The 23,641-nt window shown below is 66.2% G+C and carries 19 protein-coding genes and 3 pseudogenes; 10 read left to right on the top strand and 12 right to left on the bottom strand.

The features are described from left to right. Positions 1-142: 142 nt before the first annotated feature. Positions 143-1,081 (bottom strand): LysR family transcriptional regulator, encoded by a 939-nt coding sequence (locus AAFL97_RS08875; protein ID WP_341644598.1) that lies wholly within the window; start codon positions 1,079-1,081, stop codon positions 143-145. Between the two features lie 119 nt (positions 1,082-1,200). Here AAFL97_RS08875 and AAFL97_RS08880 point away from each other — a divergent pair, with 119 nt between their 5' ends. The 7 genes and pseudogenes from AAFL97_RS08880 to AAFL97_RS08910 all read left to right on the top strand — a co-directional run bounded on the left by AAFL97_RS08880 (position 1,201) and on the right by AAFL97_RS08910 (position 8,079). After that, positions 1,201-2,274, top strand: coding sequence for a tartrate dehydrogenase (locus AAFL97_RS08880; protein WP_341644599.1), 1,074 nt, complete (start codon positions 1,201-1,203; stop codon positions 2,272-2,274). A gap of 194 nt (positions 2,275-2,468) precedes the next feature. Beyond that, positions 2,469-3,896, top strand: a complete 1,428-nt coding sequence (pyk, locus tag AAFL97_RS08885) for a pyruvate kinase (protein WP_341647124.1) — start codon at positions 2,469-2,471, stop codon at positions 3,894-3,896. A gap of 62 nt (positions 3,897-3,958) precedes the next feature. Beyond that, on the top strand, positions 3,959-5,245 hold the full coding sequence (gene eno / locus AAFL97_RS08890; RefSeq protein ID WP_341644600.1) for a phosphopyruvate hydratase: 1,287 nt from the start codon (positions 3,959-3,961) through the stop codon (positions 5,243-5,245). A gap of 153 nt (positions 5,246-5,398) precedes the next feature. Further along, positions 5,399-6,664 (top strand): SLC13 family permease, encoded by a 1,266-nt coding sequence (locus AAFL97_RS08895; protein ID WP_341644601.1) that lies wholly within the window; start codon positions 5,399-5,401, stop codon positions 6,662-6,664. Positions 6,665-6,921: 257 nt separating this feature from the next. Further along, positions 6,922-7,584 carry an MOSC domain-containing protein gene (locus AAFL97_RS08900; RefSeq protein WP_341644602.1) on the top strand — a complete coding sequence of 221 codons (663 nt, stop codon included), beginning with the start codon at positions 6,922-6,924 and terminating at the stop codon, positions 7,582-7,584. Between the two features lie 109 nt (positions 7,585-7,693). Next, positions 7,694-7,822 carry a hypothetical protein gene (locus AAFL97_RS08905; protein WP_341644603.1) on the top strand — a complete coding sequence of 43 codons (129 nt, stop codon included), beginning with the start codon at positions 7,694-7,696 and terminating at the stop codon, positions 7,820-7,822. A 43-nt stretch (positions 7,823-7,865) separates the two neighbouring features. Then, a pseudogene (locus tag AAFL97_RS08910) lies at positions 7,866-8,079 on the top strand (dodecin). Positions 8,080-8,092: 13 nt separating this feature from the next. Here the strand turns inward: AAFL97_RS08910 and AAFL97_RS08915 are convergent. Both AAFL97_RS08915 and AAFL97_RS08925 read right to left on the bottom strand, forming a co-directional pair. Next, entirely contained in the window at positions 8,093-8,473 is a 381-nt protein-coding gene (locus AAFL97_RS08915) for a VOC family protein (protein WP_341644604.1), read from the bottom strand. 103 nt (positions 8,474-8,576) lie between these two features. Beyond that, positions 8,577-9,565 (bottom strand): annotated as a pseudogene (locus AAFL97_RS08925) (tellurite resistance TerB family protein). A 51-nt stretch (positions 9,566-9,616) separates the two neighbouring features. Here AAFL97_RS08925 and thrC point away from each other — a divergent pair. Further along, entirely contained in the window at positions 9,617-11,077 is a 1,461-nt protein-coding gene (gene thrC / locus AAFL97_RS08930) for a threonine synthase (RefSeq protein ID WP_341644607.1), read from the top strand. A gap of 64 nt (positions 11,078-11,141) precedes the next feature. Here the strand turns inward: thrC and AAFL97_RS08935 are convergent, their stop codons facing one another. From AAFL97_RS08935 to AAFL97_RS08965, 6 genes and pseudogenes are all read right to left on the bottom strand, one after another. Beyond that, positions 11,142-11,726, bottom strand: a complete 585-nt coding sequence (locus tag AAFL97_RS08935; protein WP_341644608.1) for a DUF2946 family protein — start codon at positions 11,724-11,726, stop codon at positions 11,142-11,144. A gap of 10 nt (positions 11,727-11,736) precedes the next feature. Next, the gene (nadC, locus tag AAFL97_RS08940) at positions 11,737-12,603 is read right to left on the bottom strand and encodes a carboxylating nicotinate-nucleotide diphosphorylase (RefSeq protein WP_341644609.1); all 867 of its coding nucleotides are present in this window, start codon (positions 12,601-12,603) and stop codon (positions 11,737-11,739) included. Positions 12,604-12,682: 79 nt separating this feature from the next. After that, positions 12,683-14,239, bottom strand: coding sequence for an NAD(P)H-hydrate dehydratase (locus AAFL97_RS08945; protein ID WP_341644610.1), 1,557 nt, complete (start codon positions 14,237-14,239; stop codon positions 12,683-12,685). A 222-nt stretch (positions 14,240-14,461) separates the two neighbouring features. Then, positions 14,462-17,013, bottom strand: a pseudogene (locus tag AAFL97_RS08955) (TonB-dependent siderophore receptor). Continuing rightward, positions 16,985-17,998, bottom strand: a complete 1,014-nt coding sequence (locus AAFL97_RS08960; protein ID WP_341644611.1) for a FecR family protein — start codon at positions 17,996-17,998, stop codon at positions 16,985-16,987. The pseudogene AAFL97_RS08955 and the gene AAFL97_RS08960 overlap by 29 nt, the downstream one beginning before the upstream one ends. Next, the gene (locus AAFL97_RS08965) at positions 17,998-18,585 is read right to left on the bottom strand and encodes an RNA polymerase sigma factor (RefSeq protein ID WP_341644612.1); all 588 of its coding nucleotides are present in this window, start codon (positions 18,583-18,585) and stop codon (positions 17,998-18,000) included. Before AAFL97_RS08965 ends, AAFL97_RS08960 begins: the two co-directional genes overlap by 1 nt. Before the next feature lie 25 nt (positions 18,586-18,610). Between AAFL97_RS08965 and AAFL97_RS08970 the strand changes: the two genes are divergently transcribed. After that, complete coding sequence (locus tag AAFL97_RS08970; RefSeq protein WP_341644613.1) at positions 18,611-18,967, top strand: DUF1090 family protein; 357 nt, start codon at positions 18,611-18,613, stop codon at positions 18,965-18,967. Beyond that, positions 18,876-19,130 carry a DUF1090 family protein gene (locus tag AAFL97_RS24605; RefSeq protein ID WP_445954479.1) on the top strand — a complete coding sequence of 85 codons (255 nt, stop codon included), beginning with the start codon at positions 18,876-18,878 and terminating at the stop codon, positions 19,128-19,130. Before AAFL97_RS08970 ends, AAFL97_RS24605 begins: the two co-directional genes overlap by 92 nt. A 160-nt stretch (positions 19,131-19,290) precedes the next feature. Here the strand turns inward: AAFL97_RS24605 and AAFL97_RS08975 are convergent, their stop codons facing one another. From AAFL97_RS08975 to AAFL97_RS08985, 3 genes are all read right to left on the bottom strand, one after another. Next, positions 19,291-21,477 (bottom strand): TonB-dependent hemoglobin/transferrin/lactoferrin family receptor, encoded by a 2,187-nt coding sequence (locus AAFL97_RS08975; RefSeq protein WP_341644614.1) that lies wholly within the window; start codon positions 21,475-21,477, stop codon positions 19,291-19,293. Positions 21,478-21,714: 237 nt separating this feature from the next. After that, the gene (gene fumC, locus AAFL97_RS08980) at positions 21,715-23,097 is read right to left on the bottom strand and encodes a class II fumarate hydratase (RefSeq protein WP_341644615.1); all 1,383 of its coding nucleotides are present in this window, start codon (positions 23,095-23,097) and stop codon (positions 21,715-21,717) included. A gap of 79 nt (positions 23,098-23,176) precedes the next feature. Beyond that, positions 23,177-23,557 carry a hypothetical protein gene (locus tag AAFL97_RS08985; RefSeq protein WP_341644616.1) on the bottom strand — a complete coding sequence of 127 codons (381 nt, stop codon included), beginning with the start codon at positions 23,555-23,557 and terminating at the stop codon, positions 23,177-23,179. Between the last annotated feature and the right edge of the window lie 84 nt (positions 23,558-23,641).

A 23,641-nucleotide genomic window follows, 5' to 3' on the forward strand; every position in this document is an offset into this window, starting at 1 on the left:
TTCGACTTGCCGGGGAGCTTATTTCCTTGCTGCTGACGTGGGTATAAGAAAATTTCCTAGTGATCGCGCCACTCCTGCTTCGCACCTTTATCAGCCTGGGCGAGCATGTCTTCGGAGGAGGGGGTACGGCTGCTCCGTTCGGCTAGAAGGCGCCTGAATCCTTGTCTGCGTTGAGATGCTCGAATGCCTCGAGCAGATAATCGACAAAGATGCGGATGCGGGTCGATAACTGGTGGCGCTTCGGATAGACCGCGTAGATATCGGCATCGAGCGCCCGGTATTGCGGCAGGACGCGCACCAGCCTGCCGCTCTGCAGATAGCGGATGATGTCCCATTCGGCCCGCATCAGGATGCCGCGCCCATCGAGGGCCCACTGCACTGCGATCTCCCCGTCGTTGGTGGCGAGATTGCCCCGGACCTTGATCACTTCGGCCTCTCTGTCGGGACGGTCCGATGCCTTCAGCCGCCAGCTGCCGTAGGCATCGTCCCCCTGGCGGATGGTGATGCAGTTGTGGAACCGCAGCTCGTCGGGCGTCCTCGGCTCGCCATGTGCCGCAATGTATGCGGGGGCTGCGCATAAAAGGCGGCGATTGGGGGCCAGGCGCCGGGCAACGACGCGTGCATCGCCCGGCTCGCCAAAGCGCACACAGACGTCGAACTGGTCGTCGGTGAGGGCGGGTGGGTTTACCGAAAGCTGGAGCTGCACATCGACTTCGGGGTGGTGCGCCACATACCGGGAAATGACGGGGGCGACGTGCAAGCGGCCGAAACCGAGCGTTGCATTGACGCGCAGCAGTCCTTTGGGCGTGCCTTTCGAGCCTGCCAGCGTTTCGTTCAATACGTCCAGCTCGCCGAGGATGCGGCGAGCATGCTCGAGAAGGACTTCCCCTTCGGGACTCAGGCTCAGGCGGCGGGTGGTCCGGTTGATCAGCGGAACGCCGACGCGGGCCTCGATCTGGGCAAGCCGTTTGCTCACGGCCGGCGTACTGATTCCGAGTTCGCGGGCGGCCGCGCTCAGGCTGCAGCTGGTGGCGACTGCGGCAAAGAAACCAAGCTCCGCCAGCTGGATACCGATGCTCATCTCCCTCTCATCCTTAACTTCAAGTGAATGATGGTTTGACCCTACGCCCGAATCGGGTGGGGGTCCAGCCCTTAGATTTGTCCCTGCCCATCAACCACATGAAAGCAGGAGGCAGTCACATGAAGACCTACAAAATTGCCACGATCCCCGGCGACGGTATCGGCAAGGAAGTCGTGCCCGCAGGACAGCAGATTCTTGCCGCGCTCGCAGCATCGAGCCGGACTTTCCGGTTCGAGTTCGAAAATTTCGACTGGGGCGGTGATTACTATCGCGAGCATGGTGTGATGATGCCCGCAGATGGTTTGGAGGTGCTGCGCGACAAGGACGCAATTCTTTTCGGCTCGGCGGGTGATCCGGACATCCCTGACCACATCACCCTGTGGGGCCTGCGCCTGAAAATGTGCCAAGGCTTCGATCAGTATGCGAACGTGCGCCCGACCCGCATTCTGCCGGGTATCGATGCACCGCTGAAGCGCTGCCGGCCCGAGGATCCGAACTGGGTCATCGTGCGCGAGAACTCCGAGGGCGAGTATTCGGGTGTTGGCGGCCGGGTGCATCAGGGACACCCGATCGAGGCGGCCACCGACGTGTCGGTACTGACCCGGGTCGGCTGCGAGCGTGTATTGCGCTTTGCCTTCAGGCTGGCGCAATCGCGTCCGCGCAAGCTCCTGACCGTCGTTACCAAGAGCAATGCCCAGCGCCATGCCATGGTCATGTGGGACGAAATCGCCCACGAGATCGCCAGGGAGTTCCCGGATGTCACCTGGGACAAGGAACTGGTGGATGCGGCGACCGCCCGCATGGTGAATCGCCCGGCCTCCCTCGACACCATCGTCGCCACCAACCTCCACGCCGACATCCTGAGCGACCTCGCCGCTGCGCTGGCCGGCAGCCTCGGCATCGCCCCGACCGGCAACATCGACCCCGAGCGCCGCTACCCCTCGATGTTCGAACCCATCCACGGTTCCGCCTTCGACATCATGGGCAAGGGCCTCGCCAATCCGGTGGGCACCTTCTGGTCGGTGGTGATGTTGCTGGAGCACCTGGGCGAGACCGAGGCTGCCGCTCGCGTGATGCGCGCCGTCGAGCGGGTCACCGCCGATCCGGCCCTGCATACGCGCGATCTGGGCGGTACCGCGACCACTGCCGAAGTGACCCGCGCCGTCTGCGGCTTCCTGGCCGAGGATGCCTGATTCGAGCCCGCCCGGTGTCGCTGCCGACACCGGGCTCATTCCATAAGCGCGCCTGCATGCTCGGGCATGTGACATGCCATCGCCGATGCGATCGGCAGGCTGCGGCCTGGGCGGCGGCAGCGCCGGACGAATGCCGAATTCCGCGCCGTCCCGACGATGGATGGCGCAATCACGACTCTTCTGAAGGGCTGATCATGCATCGACAACGTAATGCCAAGCTCGTCGCCACCCTCGGACCTGCAAGCTCCGACCGGGACACCATCCGTGCCCTGTTCGAAGCGGGGGCCGACGTCTTCCGTCTCAATTTCAGTCACGGCAGCCATGCCGACCACAAGGTACGCTTCGAAACGATTCGGGCCGTCGAGCGCGAGATCGGCCGCCCGGTCGCCGTGCTGGCGGATCTCCAGGGGCCCAAGCTGCGGGTGGGCACGTTCGCCGCCGGGCCGGTACGGCTAGTGGAGGACGAAACCTTCCGGCTCGACCTCGAGCGCGAGCGCGCAGGTGACGAGAGCCGTGTGGCACTGCCGCATCCGGAAATTTTCCATGCCCTGGAAGAGGGGGCGGAACTGCTCCTCGACGATGGCCGCATCCGCTTGCGGGTGGAGCGCTGCGGCCCTGATTTCGCCGAGACCCGCGTCATCGCGGGCGGCGGGCTCTCGGATCGCAAGGGCGTCAATGTGCCGGGCGTGGTGCTTCCCCTTTCTGCGCTGACCGCCAAGGATCGGGAAGATCTCGAATACGCGCTGAATCTGGGCGTCGACTGGATCGCCCTGTCCTTCGTGCAGCGTCCGGAGGACATCGTGGAAATCAAGGCGATCGTCCAGGGGCGTGCGGGCATCGTCGCCAAGCTGGAGAAGCCGGCCGCCATCGGCAGCCTGGAGGCCATCGTCGCAGCAAGCGACGCCATCATGGTGGCGCGCGGCGATCTGGGTGTGGAAATGCCGCCGGAGCAGGTGCCGGCGATCCAGAAGCGCATCGTGCGCACTTGCCGCAAGGCTGGCAAGCCGGTGATCGTGGCCACCCAGATGCTCGAATCCATGGTCGGTGCGCCGGTGCCGACGCGCGCCGAGGCCTCGGATGTCGCCACCGCCATCTACGACGGCGCCGATGCGGTGATGCTCTCCGCCGAGTCGGCCTCCGGGCAGTATCCGGTGGAAGCGGTGCGCATGATGGACCGCATCATCGCCCGCACCGAGGCCGATCCCCACTACCGGGAGGCGATCGACGCATCGCGCGCGCCCCTTCAACAGGACGGGGTCGATATGGCCGAAACCATCGGCGCGGCGGTGAGCTACGTCGCCGGTCTGCTGCCGGTGGTCGCCGCCGTGGCTTATACCAGCTCCGGCTATTCGGCCCTGCGTGTGGCGCGGGAGCGGCCCCGGGCGCCGGTGATCGGCATGACGCCGCGGCTGGCGACGGCACGCCGGCTGGCGCTGGCGTGGGGCGTCCATGCGGTGCTCTGCCATGACGTGGCCGACGTGTCGGAAATGAGCGACCTGGCCTGCGACACCGCGCGCAAGGAAGGCCTCGGCCAGCCTGGCCAGACGGTGGTCATCGCGGCCGGGATGCCCTTCGGTGTTCCGGGCGCAACCAATCTCCTACGCATCGCGCAAATCGTCTGAATCCATTCAGAGGCCCAGGTTCGAGCAGGGCTTCCAAGCAAAAAATAATTGGAGGAAACAACATGTCAGTAATACAGCAAGTGCGCGGCTTCGAAATACTCGATTCCCGCGGTAATCCCACTGTGTTGGCCGAGGTGATGCTGGCCGACGGCAGCCGCGGTTATGCCGCTGCTCCATCAGGTGCTTCAACCGGATCTCGAGAGGCTCTGGAACTGCGCGATGGCGATCCGCGCCGCTATCTGGGCAAGGGCGTGACTCGCGCGGTTTCCCACGTGAATGGCGAGATCCGCAGCGCCCTTCTCGGCCGCGAGGCGGCTGACCAGGCCGAAACCGATCGCCGTCTCATCGAACTCGACGGCAGCTCGGACAAGTCCCGCCTGGGCGCGAATGCGATCTTGGCCGTGTCCCTGGCCGCGGCCAAGGCGGCAGCGGCTGCGGCCGGCCAACCTCTCTACCGTTTCCTGAATGGGCCGGAGGCTGCTCTCCATCTGCCGGTACCGATGATGAACATCGTCAATGGCGGAGCTCATGCCAGCAACAATGTGGACGTGCAGGAGTTCATGATCCTGCCCGTGGGCGCTCCCAGCTTTGCCGAGGCCTTGCGCTGGGGCGCGGAGGTCTTCCATGCCCTGAAGGGCATCCTCAAAGCGCGCAGCCTTGCCACTGCGGTGGGCGATGAAGGCGGTTTCGCGCCTGACTTGCCGTCCAACGAGGCCGCTCTCGAGGTCGTCATGGAAGCCATCGAACACGCTGGCTACAAACCGGGCGTGGATGTCTTCCTCGGCCTCGATCTGGCGAGCTCCGAATTCTACCGGGATGGGCGCTATCTATTGGCCGGCGAAGGGCGCAGCTTCGATCGTGCCGCCTTTGTCGACTACCTGGCGCGGCTGGTGGACCAATATCCCATCATTACCATCGAGGATGGTATGGCCGAGGACGACTGGGCCGGCTGGAAAAACCTGACCGAGCGCCTCGGTGATCGAATCCAGTTGGTGGGCGATGACCTGTTCGTGACCAATGCGGCCATCCTGAAGCAGGGCATCGATGCCGGCGTGGCTAATTCCATTCTCATCAAACTCAATCAGATCGGCACGCTGAGCGAGACGCTCGCCGCCATCTCCACGGCCGAGGCGTCTGGCTACAGCGCCGTCATCTCCCATCGCTCCGGGGAGACGGAGGATACGACCATTGCCGACCTGGCGGTATGCACGGCCGCCACTCAGATCAAGACGGGCTCCTTATGCCGCAGTGATCGCGTGGCCAAATACAACCGCCTCTTGTTCATCGAGGCCGAATTGGGTGCGGAGGCCGTCTATCGCGGCCGCGCGGCCTTTCGGAAGCCGGGCTGACCGATAACGCAGCTTGCGTAGCTGCTCCACCGCATCGGGTGGTGTCCGCACTCATCCCGAAGCGGTGGCAATGGAATGCCCCTCCATCGCCCCAGTCACGTCTCAACGGAGCGATGCAATCCAGTATACAAATTGAATATCTGGGAGAGTTCGATGAGCGCATCGACAATAACCTTGCTTTTCCTCGTATTTGCCATTGTCATGTTCGTGTGGGAGAAGATCCCGCTTGCCGTGACGGCCATGATCGTCTGCCTCGGCTTGGCATTGACCGGTGTTCTGAATCCGAAGGAAGCCTTTGCAGGCTTTGTCAATAGCAACGTCATCCTGTTCGTCGGCATGTTCATTATCGGCGGCGCCCTGTTTCAAACCGGCATGGCAAGTACGATCGGCGGTTTGGTGACACGTTTCGCAAAAACGGAACGCCAATTGATAGTGGCGATCATGCTGATCACCGGCCTCATGTCGGGACTGCTGTCCAATACCGGTACAGCTGCCGTGTTGATTCCTGTCGTGATCGGGATTGCCGCGAAATCGGGTTTCGCCCGATCGCGCTTGCTGATGCCGATCGTTTTTGCCGCTGCGATGGGAGGCAACCTGAGCCTGATCGGCGCACCCGGCAACATGATCGCTCAGGCAGCGCTGGAGACGATCGATCTGCGCTTCGGTTTCTTTGAATATGGCTATGTTGGTCTTCCGATGCTGCTGGCCGGCACTGTATTCATGGCTACGATCGGGTTCGGACTTTTGCCGAATCATAAATCCAGCGAAGCCGATGCCAGCCACCTGCAGGAAGCCGCCAGCTCCGTGCCGCAATGGAAGAAGAACGGCTCTCTGATCATACTGATATGTACGGTAGTGGGCATGGTCTTCGAAAAGCAGATCGGCATACCTCTGCATATCACCAGCGTGATCGGAGCGATCATCCTGATAGTGTCCGGCGTCATCAGCGAAAAGCAGGCCTACAGGTCCATTGATGCCCAGACGATCGTTCTCTTCGGCGGAATCCTGTCCTTGGCGACGGCGATGGAAACGACAGGGGCTGGAACGGTTGCTGCTCAATCCGTCCTGAACCTGATCGGTCCGGATACTCCAATGTTCGTGATCATGCTCGTCATCTTCCTGCTTGCCGTCGGACTGACGAACTTCATGTCCAACACCGCGACGACAGCATTGCTGGTACCGATCGGCATGTCGATCTCGACCACCATCGGTGCCGACCCGAGGGCTGTCTTGATGGCGATCGTGATCGGTGGTTCGCTTGCCTATGCGACTCCGATCGGTATGCCCGCTAATGTCATGGTTCTTGGCCCGGGGGGATACACTTTCAAGGATTATGCCAGAGCAGGTTTGCCGCTCATTCTGGTGTCGACGATCGTAAGCATGGCACTTTTGCCGCTTCTGTTCCCCTTCTATCCATAATCCCGTTCGTATTGGGACGAGTGATCGAGTGGCCGCGTGCGATGCTCGCGGCCACGGCTTTTCACTGACGGACCGTTTCTTCATTTGTATTCTCCATCGTCTGCAAGGCCAGCGACTCTCGTTTCAGTGATCCGTCCCTTCCTGTTGCCGGGCGGAGAAACCGATACAGCTGCTTGGTCTGGACCTCCTCTCCGGAAAGCTCGGGTAAGCTGACGGCTTTCGTCCCGGGGTATGGAAAAGCAATGGCAGGTGCGGTGATGAAAAGTACCGTCGATCAGGTCTTCGTCGGGCGCGTGCGCCTGATGCTGCCCGAGGGCGAGGCCAGCGGAATCTTCAAGTCGGCGGTCGACGGCCCGGTGCAACTGGGTCCGACCGGACTGGCGGGAGACGAGCAGGCCGACCTGCGCCACCACGGTGGGCCGGACAAGGCGCTGCACCATTACCCTGCCGAGCACTACGCGCTGCTGGCCGAGGAATGGCCGCAATGCGCAGCGATGGTCGGACCGGGCGTGCTGGGCGAGAACCTCAGCACGCGCGGCTTGACCGAGCACGACATCTGCATCGGCGACGTGCTGCGAATCGGCGAGGTGCAGGTCCAGGTCAGCCAGCCGCGCTCGCCGTGCTGGAAGATCGACCTGCGGCTGAAAGTGAAGGACGCCTCGCGCTTCGTCGAGGCCGCGGGCGTCACCGGCTGGTACTACCGGGTGCTGCGCGAAGGCCGCCTGCGCGCCGGCGATGGCATCGAACTGCTGGAACGGCCCAACCCCTGGCTGACGCTGGCCGAATACTGGGACACCGTGATTGCGCACCGGCCCGACCCTGCGGCACTGCGCCGCATCGCGGCGGCGCCCGGACTTGCTGCGGACAAGGCCAGCCGCTGGCTCGAAAGGGCGGCCTGGCTGGAGGCGAATGCCGGCTGAAAGCGGGGGCGTGCGGCGAGCGCCGACGCGGACTCGCGGCTACACTGGGCGTATGCGCGGCAGCCGTCCGGCGCGAGGGGCGTGCCGGCGGCAAACAGGATCGGCTTTCATGGCATTCAAGCTCATCGTCTTCATCGGCATTCTCGTTGCGGTCGCCGTGCTCGGTGTTCGTGCCTATCGCTCCTCGGTGCGGGGCTTCGAGGCGCGTCAGGAGCGTGACGGCGAAGAGAGGGACTGAGAAAGCTGCTTGAAGGATATCGGTTCAACAACAGGAGGCAGACATGTCCGATCACGTCTATAAGCTCGTCGAAGTCGTCGGTTCGTCCAGCGACGGCACCGATGCCGCCATTCGCAATGCCATCGAGGCCGCGGCGCAGGTCCGTCCGCCACATCGACTGGTTCGAAGTGGTGGAAACCCGCGGCCATGTCGTCGATGGCAAGGTCGCGCATTTCCAGGTCACGCTGAAGATCGGCTTCCGGCTCGAAACCGACTGAGGCGCACGGCCGTTCAGTCGCCTCGGATCAGGGCGCGCGAGCGGGCGCTGCCCTGGTTGAGGCCGATGGTGCAGCCGAAGGGATCGAGCAGTATCGCAGCGCGGGCACCGAAGTCGGTGGTGATCGGGCCGCGGTGCATGACGGCGCCCCTGTGCTCCAACTGGCGGATTGCGGCCTCGATGTCCGGGACTTCCCAGTACACGGTGGTGCCGCCGATGCCGCCCGGACATTTCGAGTCAGCCGGATGGAAGCCGATGGTGACACCGTTCGCATGAATGAATGCGTACTGCGGGTTTTCGCGGCGAAGCTCGCAGCCCAGCAGCTCCGCATACCATGCCGCGGCGGCTTCGATGTCCGGCACGAAGCGGACGATGGATTCGATGGTTCGCAGCATGGCGAGCAAGTGCTTGTTCCAGAAGGCGATGAGGGCATCGGCCAGCGTCGGCCGATGCCCTCATGTGACGCGTTGGCGGGTCTTTGCCTGGTGCAGGCCCGGGTCAGACCTGCACGCCGGTGAGCTGGTGCAGGCGGCCGACGGTTTCGGCATCCAGCCCCAGCCCGCGTGCGAGCTGGCGCAGATAGGCCACTTCGGCCTCGGTGTCGACGTCGATGGCTAGCAGCGATGCGCCGTAGACCTGTGCCGCGACCGCCTGGTTGGGCACGGCTGCGATCAAGGCCTCCAGGTCCAGCGGGCGGTGCAGTTCGGCGGCGACATACTGTTTTCCTCCGCAGTGACGCCGTCTTCGCTGATCTTGCCGACGATGCGCTGGATCTCGCTCTCGTCCACCTCGCCATCGGCCTTGGCCGCCGAAATCATTGCGCGCAGCACGAGCTGTTCGGTTTCGGGCGAAGTCATCGTCGCGACCATGGCCGCTTCGGCCTGGGAGGGCGCGGCCACGTCGGCCGTGAGGCCAGCGGCTGCCGAACGCGAACCCTGCCAGTTCTTCAGTGCCGCCATCGCCAGCGTGGCGAGGATGGCCATGCCGGTACCGCCGAGCGGGTTGCTCGAACCGGCACGGCTGGCACCACCGCGGTTACCACCGCCCAGCATGCCACCGAGCACGTCGCCAAGACCGCCGCCGGCGCCGCCCCGGCCGGCCGAGCCGCCACCCAGCAGGCCGCCGAGCAGATCGCCCAGGTTGCCGGCACCGCCCCGCGCTGCGCCCTGGCCACCGCCAAGCACGCTGCCCAGCACGTCCGCCAGTCCGCCGCCCGCCGCGCCGCGGCCACCGCCGCCCGCGCCCAGAACCGTGCCGAGCAGGTCGCCCAGGCCGCCGACGCCGCCCAGCCCGGACGAGCCGAGGGTGTGATCCAGCCGCGAACGGCTCTGGCTGGCCATGCCTTGCTGCAGGATCTGGCCGATGATGTTGCCGAAACTCATGGTGTTCTCCGGTTTTTGTCGTGAGGCGCAGGAATTGTAGCCGCCTGCAGACCATGGAACGGTATGTCGGCTGCCGCGGCATTCGTTAAAATCGCACATTTGCATCCGGACGCTTCGTCCGACCCGATTCCAGCCCAGTCTCCGAGGATCTCCTCCGTGAAATACATCTCCACCCGAGGCCACGCCGGCCAGTCCGCCAACCCCGAGTTCTGCGACATCCTGCTCGGCGGCCTCGCACCCGATGGCGGGCTGTACCTGCCCGAGACCTATCCCCGGGTGACGCGCGCCGAACTCGATGCCTGGCGCAATCTCTCCTACGCCGAGCTGGCTTTCGCCATCCTGTCGAAGTTCGTCACCGACATCCCGCCGGCCGACCTGAAGGCGATCTGCGACAAGACCTACACCGCCGAGGTCTACTGCCACGTGCGCGAGGGCGACAAGGCCGGCGACATCACGCCGGTGCATTGGCTGGAGGAGGGCACTCATTCTCGTCCCCTCGGTCTATTGGAGCTGTCCAACGGCCCGACGCTGGCCTTCAAGGACATGGCGATGCAGTTGCTCGGCAACCTGTTCGAGTACGTGCTGGCCAAGCGCGGCGAGACGATCAACATCCTCGGTGCGACCTCGGGCGACACCGGCTCGGCGGCGGAATACGCGATGCGCGGCAAGCGCGGTGTACGCGTGTTCATGCTGTCGCCGCACGGCAAGATGAGCGCCTTCCAGCGCGCGCAGATGTATTCGCTGCAGGACGACAACATCTTCAACATCGCCGTCACCGGTATGTTCGACGACGCCCAGGACATCGTGAAGGCGGTGTCGAACGACCATGCCTTCAAGGCGAAGCACAAGATCGGTGCGGTCAATTCGATCAACTGGGCGCGTGTCGCGGCGCAGATCGTCTATTACTTCAAGGGCTATTTCGCCGCGACGAAGAGCAATGACGAGCAGGTCGCGTTCTGCGTGCCCTCGGGCAACTTCGGCAACATCTGCGCCGGCCACATCGCCCGCCAGATGGGCCTGCCGGTGGCGAAGCTGATCCTCGCCACCAACGAGAACGACGTGCTCGACGAATTCTTCCGCACCGGCGTCTACCGCCCGCGCAAGGCCGCCGAGACCCACGTCACCTCCAGCCCGTCGATGGACATCTCCAAGGCCTCCAACTTCGAGCGCTTCGTCTTCGACCTGGTCGGGCGCGAGCCGCAGAAGGTCGCCGCGCTGTGGACGGAAGTCGATGCCGGCCGTCCCTTCGATCTGTCGGCCTCGGCCGAATTCGCCCGCATCGGCGACTTCGGCTTCATCTCGGGCGCCAGCAGCCACGCCGACCGCCTGGCGACCATCCGCAAGGTTTACGAGCAGTACGGCGTGATGATCGACACCCACACCGCCGATGCCGTCAAGGTGGCCTGGGAGCGTGCCGCCGAAGTGCCGGCCGGCGTGCCGGTGCTGGTGCTGGAAACCGCGCTGCCGGTCAAGTTCGCCGAAACCATCGTCGAGGCGCTGGGCCGCGAGCCCGAGCGCCCGGCCGACCTCGAAGGCATCGAGAAGCTGCCGCAGCGCGTCGAGGTGATGGCGCCGGACGTGGATGCGGTGAAGCGTTTCATCACCGCGCGCGTCTGAGGCGGCCGGTGCCGCGGAGCCCTGGCTCCGCGGTGTTCGGGCCGCAGCCGGTACCGGGCAGGCTTCAAGCCGATTCGGGCTGCGGATTCCGGATGAAGCCGAGGCGGGCGGCAGCTGTCTGCTGGTCGGCGGCTGCCAGCGCCTGAAGCTCCAGGCCCTTCCATTGCAGTCGGGGCGCGGCGGCGTCCAGCGTGGATGCGCCCGACATCAGCGCCGACAAGGCTTCTTCGTCGGCGGTGCCGCCTGCCGGATCGAGGACCTCGGCCAGCAGCATCGCCAGGTCGCGGTCGTCCAGCGCGGCGGGGCCGGCGTCGGTGGCGAGGAACAACCGTCCTTCGGCGTCGAGCAGCAGCGGGCCGATCGCCGTGACGCTGCGCCCGGTGTGGGTGACGAAGCTGCCGTCAGGCTGCAGGCGCAGCACCCAGGGTGCGCTTTCCAGCGCGACATACACTCGTTGTGGGCCGTTGTTCACCAGCCAGCGGCCTTCTGCGTCATGGGTGTAATGGGCGTTCAGGAAAGCGATCAGCCCGGGATGGGAGATCGTTTCGCCTTTCAGCCGCCAGCGGCCGCGGGCGTCGAGCGACAGCCAGCCGTAGCAGGCCGGCACCATCGGCCAGGGCGGCAGGGAAGCGCTGGCGCCGTCGGCCATCGGGCGGCGCTCAGGCCTGGGCCTCGACGTGGCGCAGCGACAGGTCGAGCGCGCGCACGTCCTTGGTCAGGGTGCCGATCGAGATGCGGTCGACGCCGGTTTCGGCGATGGCGCGCACCCGCTCCAGGCTGACGCCGCCGGAAGCTTCGAGTTCGGCGCGGTCGGCAGCGGCGCGGCTGGCGTTGATCGCGACGGCTTCGCGCATGTCGTCCAGGCTCATGTTGTCGAGCAGCACCATCTTCACGCCCGCATCCAGCGCTTCCTTCAGTTCGTCGAGGTTCTCGACCTCGACTTCGATGAAGACGTTGGACGGCGCGATGAGGCGCGCCTGCTCGACCACTTCACGGATGCCGCCGGCGGCGATGATGTGGTTCTCCTTGATCAGGATGCCGTCGTAGAGGCCGACGCGGTGGTTGGTGCCGCCGCCGATCGCGACCGCGTACTTCTGTGCCAGGCGCAGGCCGGGCAGCGTCTTGCGGGTGTCGACGATCCTGGCCTTGGTGCCGGCGACGGCATCGACGAAGCGGCGTGTCACCGTGGCGGTGCCGGACAGCAGTTGCAGGAAGTTCAGCGCCGTGCGCTCGGCGGTCAGCAGTACCCGTGCGCGGGCGATGATGTCGCACAGCACGTCGCCGGCCTTGACTACGTCGCCGTCGTGGACGTGCCAGTCGACCACCGCCGCCGGGCTGAGCGCGGCGAAGGCGGCGTCGAACCAGGCGGTGCCGCAGATCACCGCGTCCTCGCGGGTGATGACGCGGCCGCGGGCCTCGGTGTCGGGCGCGATCAGGCGCGCCGTCAGGTCGCCGGTGCCGATGTCTTCGGCCAGGGAGGCGGCGATGTTGCGCTGGATTTCGACGCGAAGCTGTTCAGAGAGCATGAGGGTGAGCGGACAGGTGGCAGGAGGCGCGATTCTAGCATCGCGCCCGCTGCGGACAGACCGGGGGGCGGCCCCGGGATCAATGCTTGCCCAGCGTGATCAACGGGCGGGAGTCGCGCTGGCCGTCGCGGTTTGCATCCTGCTGCGCTTCGATGAGCCAGCCGTTGAAGACGCCGCGGGCGGCGACGATGGTTTCGCCGGCGCTCAGGCCGATCGGGCCGGTGCCTTCGCGTGCCAGGCGATCCGCCGCGGCGCCATGCAGGTGGACGGCCGCGATCAGTGCCGATTCGGCGGGCCAGCCCTGGGCGAGCAGGCCGGCGACGAGGCCGGTGAGCACGTCGCCCATGCCGGCGCTGGCCATGCCGGGGTGGCCGCTGGTGTTGATGAACCAGCGCCCGTCGGGCGCGGCGATGATCGAGCCGCAGCCTTTCAGCACGGTCAGCGCATTGTAGCGGCGGGCGATGTCGAGCGCAGCCTGCAGGCGGTCGGACTGGACGGCCGCGGTGCCGATGCCCAGCATGCGGCCGGCTTCGGCCGGATGCGGCGTCAGCACGGTCGGCATCCTGCGTGCGGCAAGCTGGTTCTGCAGCGCGGTGTCGGTGCCGATCAGGTTCAGTGCGTCGGCGTCCAGCACCAGCGGAATGTCGTGGGCGAGGGCGGTGGCCAACTGCGCGGCAGCGTTGGTATCGGTGCCCAGGCCCGGCCCCACGGCCAGCGCGCTCAAGCGCTCGGGTAGTTGCGCGGCGCGGCGCAGCATGAGTTCGGGGTGCGAGAAGTCGACCGCCGGGCCGTTGGGGTCGAGCAGGCCGACATAGACCCGGCCGGTGCCCAGCCATTGCGCCGCACGCCCGGCCAGCAGCGCCGCGCCGACCATGCCGGCATTGCCGCCGAGGATGCCGGCATCACCGTACAGGCCCTTGTGGCTGTTGCGCGGCCGGCGCACCAGCAGGCTGCGGAACAGCGCGGGCGTGATCGCATGGCCGGCGGCGGGCAGCCAGGCCGGCGCGTCGATGTCCAGCCGCTGCACGCTGATGTCGCCGCAGTAGTCGGGGCCGTCGTTGGTCAGCAGGCCGGGCTTGAGCGAAATGAAGGTGGTCGTGTGGGTGGCGCGGAAGGTCGTGCCGAGCGGCTGGCCGGTGTCGGCATCGAGGCCGCTGGGCACGTCGAGCGCCATGCGCGGCGACGGCTGGGCGTTGAGGGTCTGGATCCAGCCCGCGTAACGGCCTTCGATGCTGCGCTTGAGGCCGATGCCGAAGATGGCATCCACCACCAGCGCCCAGCCCTGAGCCGGCGCCGCCGGCAGGTCGGAAATGATCTGGCCGCCCGCCGCGAGATAGTCCGCGTAAGCCTTGGCGGCTTCGGCGGGCAGATTCTGGGCGTCGGCGGCGAAGGCGACCTGCACTTCGCGCCCGGCCTGGGCCAGTTGGCGGGCCATGACGAAACCGTCACCGCCGTTGTTGCCCGGCCCGCAGGCGATCAGGATCGGCCCCGGGCGGTCCATGATCAGGCGGACCGCGTCTTCCGCGGCGGCGCGGCCGGCTCGCTCCATCAGCGGCGGCCGCGCGCTGGGGATGAGCTTGCCTTCGATTTCGCGGATGCCGGCGACGGGATAGATGGGTAGGGCGGACAGGAACATGATGGGCGCGCCGTCAGGTAAAGGCGGAATTGTAAGGCGCGCTGCGGTGCAGCGTGAACGAGCGTCGAGTCGAACGCATGATGCCATGCCTGCCGTTGATCATTAGTGACATCCAATGAGATGTCACTACGGTTCCTTTCAGTTGTCTGTGAAGGTCGTGCCGAGGCACTGAACACCGGAGCGGCTCGGCACCGCGCCGGTGTGCTGGGTCCGGCTGGTGGGTCAGAAACTGTACCTCAGCGAGGCCATGAAGTTGCGCGGGGCGCCGTAAGTGCCGTTGTTGCTCGTAATACTGCTGAAGTAGTGCTTGTCCAGCGCATTGTTCAGGTTGAGGGAAACGGACAGGGTTCGGTCGATCTGGTAGCGCGCCATCAGGCTGACCAGGGCGAAACTGCCTTGTTCATGGTTGATCCCGCTGCCGCTGGTCGTGGCGTTCTGCCATTGGATGCCGCCGCCCAGCGTGAGTTTCTCCCATGCGCCGGGCAGGCGGTAGCTGGTGAACAGCTTCAGTGTCTGCCGGGGAACGTAGGTGAGCACGCGTTCGCCGTCGCCATCTTCGGTGGTCGCATAGGTGTAGCCTGCCGAAAGCTGCCAGTCCGGCGCCAGTTCGCCGTTGAACTCCAGTTCGACCCCACGAGCGCGGGTATTGCCCAGCAGGTCGTAGGTGAACGCGTCATTGTTCCAGACGGCAAGGTTGTCACTTCGTTGCGGAATACCGACAGGCTGGCCGTCAGGCGCCCGTCATGGAAACCGGCCTTGACCCCCGCCTCGTAGCTGACCCCTTCCTCCGGTTTCAGCGCCGTGGGGATGTAGTCGCTGAGCCAGGAATCCTGCGGGCGAAATATCTTGGTGTAGCTGGCATAGACCGACCAGGTGCCGTTCAGCGCATGCACGATGCCGGCATACGGGACGAAGGTGCTCTTGCGCTCGCGGGTGGCGTAATCTCCCCACAGCACGGTGGTTTCGTCGTAATCGCGCGTCCAGCGGGTCGTGCGCCCGCCCAGCAGCACGCTGGTGGCATCGCTGAGCGTGAAGCGGGCGTTGACGAATGCGCCGTAGTTGCGCTCTTCTCCACGGGAGCTGCCGGTCTTTTCAAACGTCGGAGCCGGTGCATTCGCCCACTCATGGACGGTGGTCGAAACAGGGTAGCCCGCATCCAGGGTGTAGGCCGGGCCTTCCGACTTCAGTTTCGACAGCGTGACGCCGGCAATCAACTCGTGGTCGCGGCCGAACAGTGGAAACACGCCGGAAACATAGGCATCGACGTTGTCCTGCTTGTGTTGGTGTTTCCAGCGGTTCGGGCGCACCGTCATGCCAGCGCCGGTTGCCGGGTCGGCCTCGCCGAGGAAGCTCGCGAGCAGGCCATCGTAGTCATAGCGAGTATGGCTGTACTCCACCTTGCCGACCCACCCGGCGCCGAAGCGGTGCTCCAGCGAGGCGAAGATGCCATCCATGTCGTGTTTGTAGTAGCGCCACTTCTGGCTGGTATTGCCCGAGCGCGACAGCGGGATGCGCTGGCCATTGCTGAAATAGAGTGGCCGGCTGACGATGGCGGAGTCGGTATCTTGCCGCAGATGGTTGAAGCCGACGGTGAGCAGCGTGTGTTCGCTCAGGTCGAACTCGCCGATGCCGTAGAGTGCGAGGCTCTCCTGTTTGAAGCGATCCACCCAGGCGCCCTGTTGCTTGTAGTCGCCGACCAGGCGCAGGCGCGCCGTGCCGCTTTCGTTCATGGCGCCGGATACGTCGGCCCCGGCGCCATGGCGGTCCCAACTGCCGGCCTGCAGCGTGAGCGTGCGCCGCGTGTCGGCGGTCGGCCGCTTGCGGATCAGGTTGACCGTGGCCGCCGGCGTGCCGAGGCCGTTCATGACCCCCGTGGCGCCGCGCACCACTTCCACGCGGTCGTAGGCGGCCGTATTGGCGAGGAAGGGACTCATGCTGGTGGAGGTCGGCACGCCGTCGATCTGGAAGTTGCCCACGCTGGAACCGCGCGCATAGATGTTGGGGCTATCCTGCCCGACCGTGTTTTGCTGGACGAAGATGCCAGCCGTGGCGTTGAGTACGTCGACCAGGGTGTCCAGCCGCTGATCCTCCAGCCGCTGCCGGGTCAGCACCGTGACCGCCTGCGGGGTTTCCTGCGGCGTCAGGTTCAACCGCGTGGAGCTGCTGGTGGACCAGGTGGTGTAGGAGCCGGTGCCTTCGGTGGTGGAGCCGAATGCCTTGCCGGAGATGGTGACGGCAGGCAGCACTGCTTCCCGCGTGGGTGCTTCCGGGGTCGGCGTGATGGCGAAACCGTTACCGCCACTGGTCCGGGCACTCAGGCCGCTGCCGGCGAGGAGGCGGCTCAGGGCCTGCTCGACGTTCATCCGGCCGGAGACTGCGGGCGCCTGGCGGCCGCCGAGCAATGCGCCGTCGGCGAAGATCTGTACGCCGGTCTGGCGCGAGAGTTCGTTCAGCGCGCTGCCCAGCGGTTGGGCAGCCAGTTCGACGTCGAAGCCTCGTGCCGCCTCTTGCACGGCGTGCTGGGCCAGAGCCGGCGCTGGCTCGATGACGAAGGCAAAAGTGCCGCACAGAGCAGCGGTGATGGGCAGCAGGCGGAAGCTGCTCGGCTTGCGATACGACATGTCGGCTCCTGTTCGTGGACATGCGTGCTTCGACCAGGAAGCGCGCTTCAGGGCAGGAGACGTTCGGGAGAGAAAAACGGAGACAGGGGCGAAGCGATTTTCGATTCGTCGCTGCGTTTCGGGGTCAGCGTGCCGCCAGACGGATGCTGCCATCGTCGAGCACTTCCGCACGCAGCGGGAGGATGGCGGGCAGCGCCTGGACGAGGCTGCGCTGATCCTCGGCGCGGAAGCGGCCGCTCAGGCGCAGCGCGGCGGTGCGGGCGTCGGCGAGCACGATGGGCTGCCGGCGGTAGGCGTTGATGGCGGGCAAGGCATCGGCCAGCGGCACGTCGTCGAAGAGCAGCCAGCCGTCGCGCCAGGCAGCGACCTGCTCGGGCCGGATCGGACGGATGGTTTCGGGACGGCCATTGCTCACCTTCAGCGCCTCGCCGCCGCGCAAGTCGATGGCCGGCGGGCCGAACATGGGCAGCCGGGCAAGGCCTTCAGCACGCGGCGTGAAGCGGACGTGGCCGTGCTCGACGGCGATCTCCAGCACTCCACCTCGGGCAGCGACGTTGAAGGCGGTGCCGAGCACTTCGATGCGGCCCGCCGGCGTGTCGATGCGGAAAGGACGGCCAGCGTCGCGGGCAAGGGCGAAATACGCTTCGCCTCCGGCCAGTTCGACATGGCGCGCAGCACGGCTGAAGCTGGCGTGGAGCACGGTGCCGGGCGCAAGCTGGAGTCGGCTGCCGGGGGTGCCGTCCGGGCCATCGGGCAGTTCGGCAAGCAAGGTGTCGAAGCCGTCGCTGCGGTATTGCCGGGCGAATTGCACGGTCTGCTGCCGGTACAGCCAGGCGCCGCCGCCGAAAACGCCGGCGCCGCCTCCAGTCAGCAACAAGGCGAGCATCTGGCGCCGGCGCGGCGAGGGATTTCCCGAGGTCGCCGGGGCGAAGTGTTCCCGCAGCTCGGGCGCCAGGTTGCCGAGCATCTGCCAGCGTTGCCAGGCTTCGCTTGCCGCTGCGGCATTGGCCGGAGAGCGGACCCGCCAGCGTGCAAGCTCGGCTTCGGCGCGGGCCGCCGCATCGGGCCGCTCCACCGCGGCCTTGGCGATCAGGCGCAGCGCTTTCTCGACCAGGCGTTCGTCCGCACGGGCATGCATCAGGCGTCCCGCCCCGATGGCTGCTGATCGAAGTCCACATAGCCGCCGGCCGGCTCGACATGCTCCAGCAGTTCTGCCTGCAGTTCGGCGAAGACACGGCTGCAGTCGAGCGCGGCGCGAACCACGTGCTTGGCCACGGTGCTTTCCTGGATGCCGAGCTGGGCGGCGATTTCGGCCCGGCTCATGCCATAGGCGCGGAACAGGATGAACACCTCGCGCCGAACCCGCGGCAGGCTCATCAGTTGAGCAACGACCCGCTCTATGACTTGGCGCTGGGCGACCACGTAGTCGGCTGCGGGCGCGGCCTGGCGAGCCTGGGCCGCGCCATGTTGCGTTGCCCAGTTGCTGGCAGTCTGCTGGCGGCGATGGTGGTCGATGCAGAGGTTGTGGGCGATGCGGAACAGCAGGGCGCGCGGCGACTCGATGGCGACGTCGAGCTTGCGCTGCACGCTGAGCAGGAGCTGTTCGAAGCTGCTCTGGGCAATGTCGTCGGCGTCGGTGCCGTTGCCGAGCTTGCGGGTCAGGAAGCGGCGCAGTTCACGGTAGTGCGTGAGGGCTTCGGCAACGGAGGGGCTTGGGGACGACACGTGAGGGGCACCGGACGATTTGTTAATGATAATTCTTATCATTTTATGGGCATTTGATACAGATGTGCCAACTTGCGGGGCAAGGTGTTCGTTCCCGATCCGCAGGTTTGCATGCGACGATTCCAAACTCGAGCCTGACACAGGAAATGAAGCCATGAAACGAAAAACCATCCCGATGCTGCTGGTCGTTATCGCTGCTTTCGCACCTGCGACATCGATCGCAGCGGAGAGCGATCCATGCCTGGAAAAGAGCCGTGAGATCGAAAGCCAGATGGAGCATGCCCGTGCGCATGGCAACCGCGACCGCCTGGCAGGGCTGGAAAGAGCGCTTGCTGCGGTGGAGGCCAACTGCACGCCGGAGCGCGCTGCTGCAGGCGCGTGAGAGAGATGCTGCCGAGGCAGCGGAGAAAGTCGCCGAGCGCCAGCGCGAACTGGCTGAGGCACACGCGGAAGGTAAGGGCGCGGACAAGATCGCCGAGCGCGAGGCCAAGCTTGCCGAGGCACGCGACGAACTGCGCCGTGCCAGGGAAGCACTTGACCGGTGACGGGAGGATATACAGGCTGGCGTTTGATGAGACACAAGCCGCACACCGCAACTTCCCGCATTGGTGACCATGCGCGGTACGCCATGCCTCCGGACGTTGCCCTGTCCGGCGCGTGCTGGGCGTTGGTGTCAGTGTCCCCCGCCGAAGCGGGGGCAGCGGGTCAGAAGCGATAGCTGAAGCTGGCGGCAAAGTTGCGTCCGGGCTGGCTGTAGGCGTCGATGACGCTGCTCGTCGAGCTCAGCGAGCGGGTGTCGGCCCAGTGGAAATACTTGCGGTCGAAGACGTTGAACAGGCCGACGTCGATGCGTGCATGGCGGTTCAACTGGTAGTGGCCGGTGAGATCGAGCACGGCGAAGCCCGAGGGGCGGTAGGCAGTGTCGTCGTGTGCGCGCTTCTTGCGTTCGACGGCGGTCAGCACGGCTTCGAGGGCGTAGCGGCCGGGTTCGGCGTATTGCAGGCCGATCACCGCCCTGGCCGGGTCGATGGTTTCGAGCGCCACCCAGTCGTCGTCCTGCCGGCTCTTGCCCTGGCTGCGGGCATAGCTCGCAGCGAGCGTCCAGTGCCTGTCGATCGCCCACTCGGTGCTCAGTTCGAAGCCGTGGATGCGGGCCCGCGAACGGTTGACGTACTGGTAGATGAGCGGGTCCGAGGGTATGCCCGTGCCGCCGACGGTGGCGTTCTCGATGAAGTCGCGGTAGATGTTGCGGTACAGGCTGAGGGCGTAGGCCAGGCCCTGGACTCGGCCGCGCAGGCCGATTTCCACCGAGCGGCTGGTTTCCGGCTTCAGGTCGGGATTGCTGATGGTCTGATAGGCGAAGAAGGGGCTGCTGAGATTGACGAAGCCGTTGTTCACGTCGTACGGCGTGGGCGCACGGAAGCCGTGCGCATACTGCGCATAGGGCATCAGCGCCGGATGGGCTTGCCAGATCAGCCCGAGCTTGGGCGACAGCTCGGTGTCGGACAGTTTCTCCGGGCTCAGGCCCTTGTACAGCGGATCGTTGCGCTTCGGGTCGAGCACGAAGTGGTCCACGCGCAGGCCGGGAATGATCAGCAGGCTGCCGGCAGTGATCTCGTCCTGGACGAAGGCGCCGATGATGCGGTAGTCGGTGTCGGGGAAGGCCTTCTCGGGGAAGGTGCCGGCAGCCGGTGTGCCGTTGCGCAGGTTGGTGATCTCCATCTGGTCGATGTCGATGCCGTAGCTCAGCCGGTGGCGGTCGCCGATCCGGCTTTCGAACTGGGCGCTGAGGCCGAGCAGGCGCTCTTCGTACCAGGCGTCGCGCGTGCGGTCGCCCAGCGTGGGGCGGCGCTCGTCGGAGAACTGGCGGTTGCTGCTGTCCTGGTAGTGCACGCTGACGCGCGCGTTCTGCACCCAGCGGTGGCTGGCGTCGTCGAAGCGCCAGTTCAGGCGCAGCAGGTCCCGTTCGACACGGTCGCGGGTGCCGAGATCCGATACCGTGGCGGTGCGCCCGCTATACACGTCGCCGTCGATGTCGCGGCGCAGGCGTTCGTAAGTGAGGCCGAAACGGTGGCGGGCGTCGGCCTGCCAGCCCAGCTTGGCGAGCAGATAGGACGAATCGTTGTCCTGCGGGTTGGGTTTGTCGCGGCTGGCGTCCCGGGCGGAATTGCCGCCCATGTTCCCGGGTTCGCCGTAGCTGCGGAAAGCGCCCAGCACCATGCCTTCGAATCGTTCGCCGCGCGCGGCGAACGAGGGCGACAGCAGCCAGCCGTCGTTGACCGAAGCGTAGCCGGCCTTCAGGCCGAATTCCTGCGATTTGCCCAGCGTGAGCAGGTCGTCCACGTCCTTGGTGCGGAAGGACACCGCGCCGCCCAGGCCGTCGCTGCCGTACAGCGTGGAGGCGGGGCCGCGCATCACGTCCACCGTCCTGTAGCCTTCCACGTCCAGGTAGTCGCCGCGCCCGGAGAACTGGGCGCCGTGGGTGAAGCTGGCCGGCAGGCGCACGCCGTCGGTCTGCAGCAGCACGCGGTTGCCTTCCATGCCGCGGATGTTGATGCCTTCGTTGCCGGCGCGGCCGGTGGTGCCGAGGGCGGCGCCGGGGCGATAGGGCGCCACGCGCACCGACACGCCGGGTTCGTAGCGGAACAGGCTTTCGAGGTCGTGGGCCTGGTTGCGCTGGATGTGTTCGCTGTCGATCACCGTCACGGTGCCGGCGATGCTGTCGATGTCCGAGTCGATGCGGGTCGCCGTCACCCGTACTTCCGGCAGCTCGGCCGCCGTCGTGGGGGGGCTCTCGTCTTGCGCCAGGGCGTGGGGGGCGAATGCCGCGGCCAGCAGGCCGAGGGTGCAGGCCCGTTGCCGGGTACGCGGAAAACCGTGCGTTGCCTTCATCTGCGTCTCCATGAATGCGTCCATCGAGGCCGGTCGGGACATCGACCGGCCTGCCGCTGCCGCACGGCTCAGGCCGAGCGGAAACAGGCGGGAAACGCGATCCAGGGATGGTCGTGACGTGGATGAGGCATGATGGTTTTACATCGGATCCTTCGTGTGGATGAGCGGCGCTCGGCACGCCTTGCGTCGTCGGGGCGGCCGGCGCGCATTTGCGGCCGGCCGTTCGGGTCTTTGCGCTCAGCCGACCATCTTCGCCGGGTCGATCCAGCGGTCGAAGTCTTCCGCCGAGACATGGCCCAGCGCCAGTGCGGCCTCGCGCAGGCTGCTGCCTTCCTTGTGCGCCTTCTTGGCGATCTGCGCAGCCTTGTCGTAGCCGATGTGCGGATTCAGCGCGGTGACCAGCATCAGCGAGCGCTCGACCAGTTCGGTGATGCGGGCGCGGTTCGGCTCGATGCCGGCGGCGCAATGGTCGTTGAAGCTGTTCATGCCGTCGGCGAGCAGGCGCACGCTCTGCAGGAAGTTGTGGATGACCATCGGGCGGAAGACGTTGAGCTCGAAGTTGCCCGAGGCGCCGCCGATGTTGATGGCGACGTCGTTGCCCATGACCTGGGCGGCGAGCATGGTCAGCGCTTCGCTCTGGGTCGGATTGACCTTGCCCGGCATGATCGAGGAGCCGGGCTCGTTTTCCGGGATCGAGATTTCGCCCAGGCCGCTGCGCGGGCCGCTGGCGAGCCAGCGTACGTCGTTGGCGATCTTCATCAGGCTGGCGGCGAGGGTCTTGAGTGCGCCATGGGCGTGCACCAGCGCGTCGCAACTGGCCAGCGCCTCGAACTTGCTGGGCGCGGTGACGAATTCCTGGCCGCCGAGGCGGGCGATCTCGGCGGCGACGGCTTCGGCGTAGCCCTTGGGCGCGTTCAGCCCGGTGCCGACCGCGGTGCCGCCCAGCGCCAGTTCGCTCAGGTGGGGCAAGGCGGCACGCAGGTGGCGCTCGCCGTGGGCGAGTTGCGCGGCCCAGCCGGAGATTTCCTGCCCCAAGGTGAGCGGCGTGGCGTCCTGCAGGTGGGTGCGGCCGATCTTGACGATGTCAGCGAAGGCGCGGGACTTGTCTTCCAGTGTGGCGCGCAGCCGGGCCAGCGCCGGCAGCAGTTTCTGGACGATCGCCAGCGTGGCGGCGACGTGCATCGCGGTGGGGAAGACGTCGTTGCTCGACTGGCTGCGGTTGACGTCGTCGTTGGGGTGGACGAGGCGCGCTTCGCCGCGTTCGCCGCCGAGCAGTTCGCTGGCGCGGTTGGCGAGCACTTCGTTGACGTTCATGTTGGTCTGCGTGCCCGAGCCGGTCTGCCAGACGGCGAGCGGGAATTCGTCCGGGTGCTTGCCGGCGAGCACTTCGTCGGCGGCGGCGATGATGGCGTCGGCCTTTTCCGCGGGCAGCAGGCCCAGGCCGTGATTGACCCGCGCGGCGGCGCGCTTGACCAGGGCGAGGGCGTGGATGAGTTCGGTGGGCTGGCGCTCGGTGGAGATGGCGAAGTTGATCAGCGAGCGCTGGGTCTGCGCGCCCCACAGGCGGTCGGCGGGGACGTCGATCGGGCCGAAAGTGTCGTATTCCTGGCGTGTGCTCATGGAGGAGGCTCCTGTTGGTGAGGTGGAAGGCGGGCGCGCGCCGGCGCCGCCTCGAGCGGATGAGCTGGAGAAAGGCTTTTCAGGCAAAAGGCGAGTCCGGGCCGTCGAGCTGCATGGATGAGGACAGGTCCAGGTTGGCGACGCGCCAGCGCAGCGCGGCCAGCCGCGCCTGCTGTTGAGGAGTGAAGGCGCAGCAGGCCAGTCGAGCCAGCGGCTGATGCAGATGATCCAGGCACAGGTGGCGCCAGTGGCCGGGCAGGGCGCGGTCCGCGGCGGTACCGGCCAGCAGCTCGGCTGCGCGCCATGCGGCTTCCCAGGGCGACAGCCGCATGCGGCGTACCAGGGCGTCGGCTTCGGCGAGGTAGTGCGGGATCAGGCGCGGCTCGTCCGGCTGCAGGGCGCAGCGGATGCGGATCGCGGCCCAGAGCCAGCGCTGTTTGCGGTCGAGGTGAGGTGGCATGTGGCCGTTGCGCGGTCATTTTCAAGTAATGAGAATCATTATTGTCAATGAGGCCGAGATAAACAAGCCCGACGGCGAAAAGTC

The organism is Thauera sp. SDU_THAU2, assembly GCF_038260575.1.
In the GTDB taxonomy this organism is placed as follows: domain Bacteria; phylum Pseudomonadota; class Gammaproteobacteria; order Burkholderiales; family Rhodocyclaceae; genus Thauera.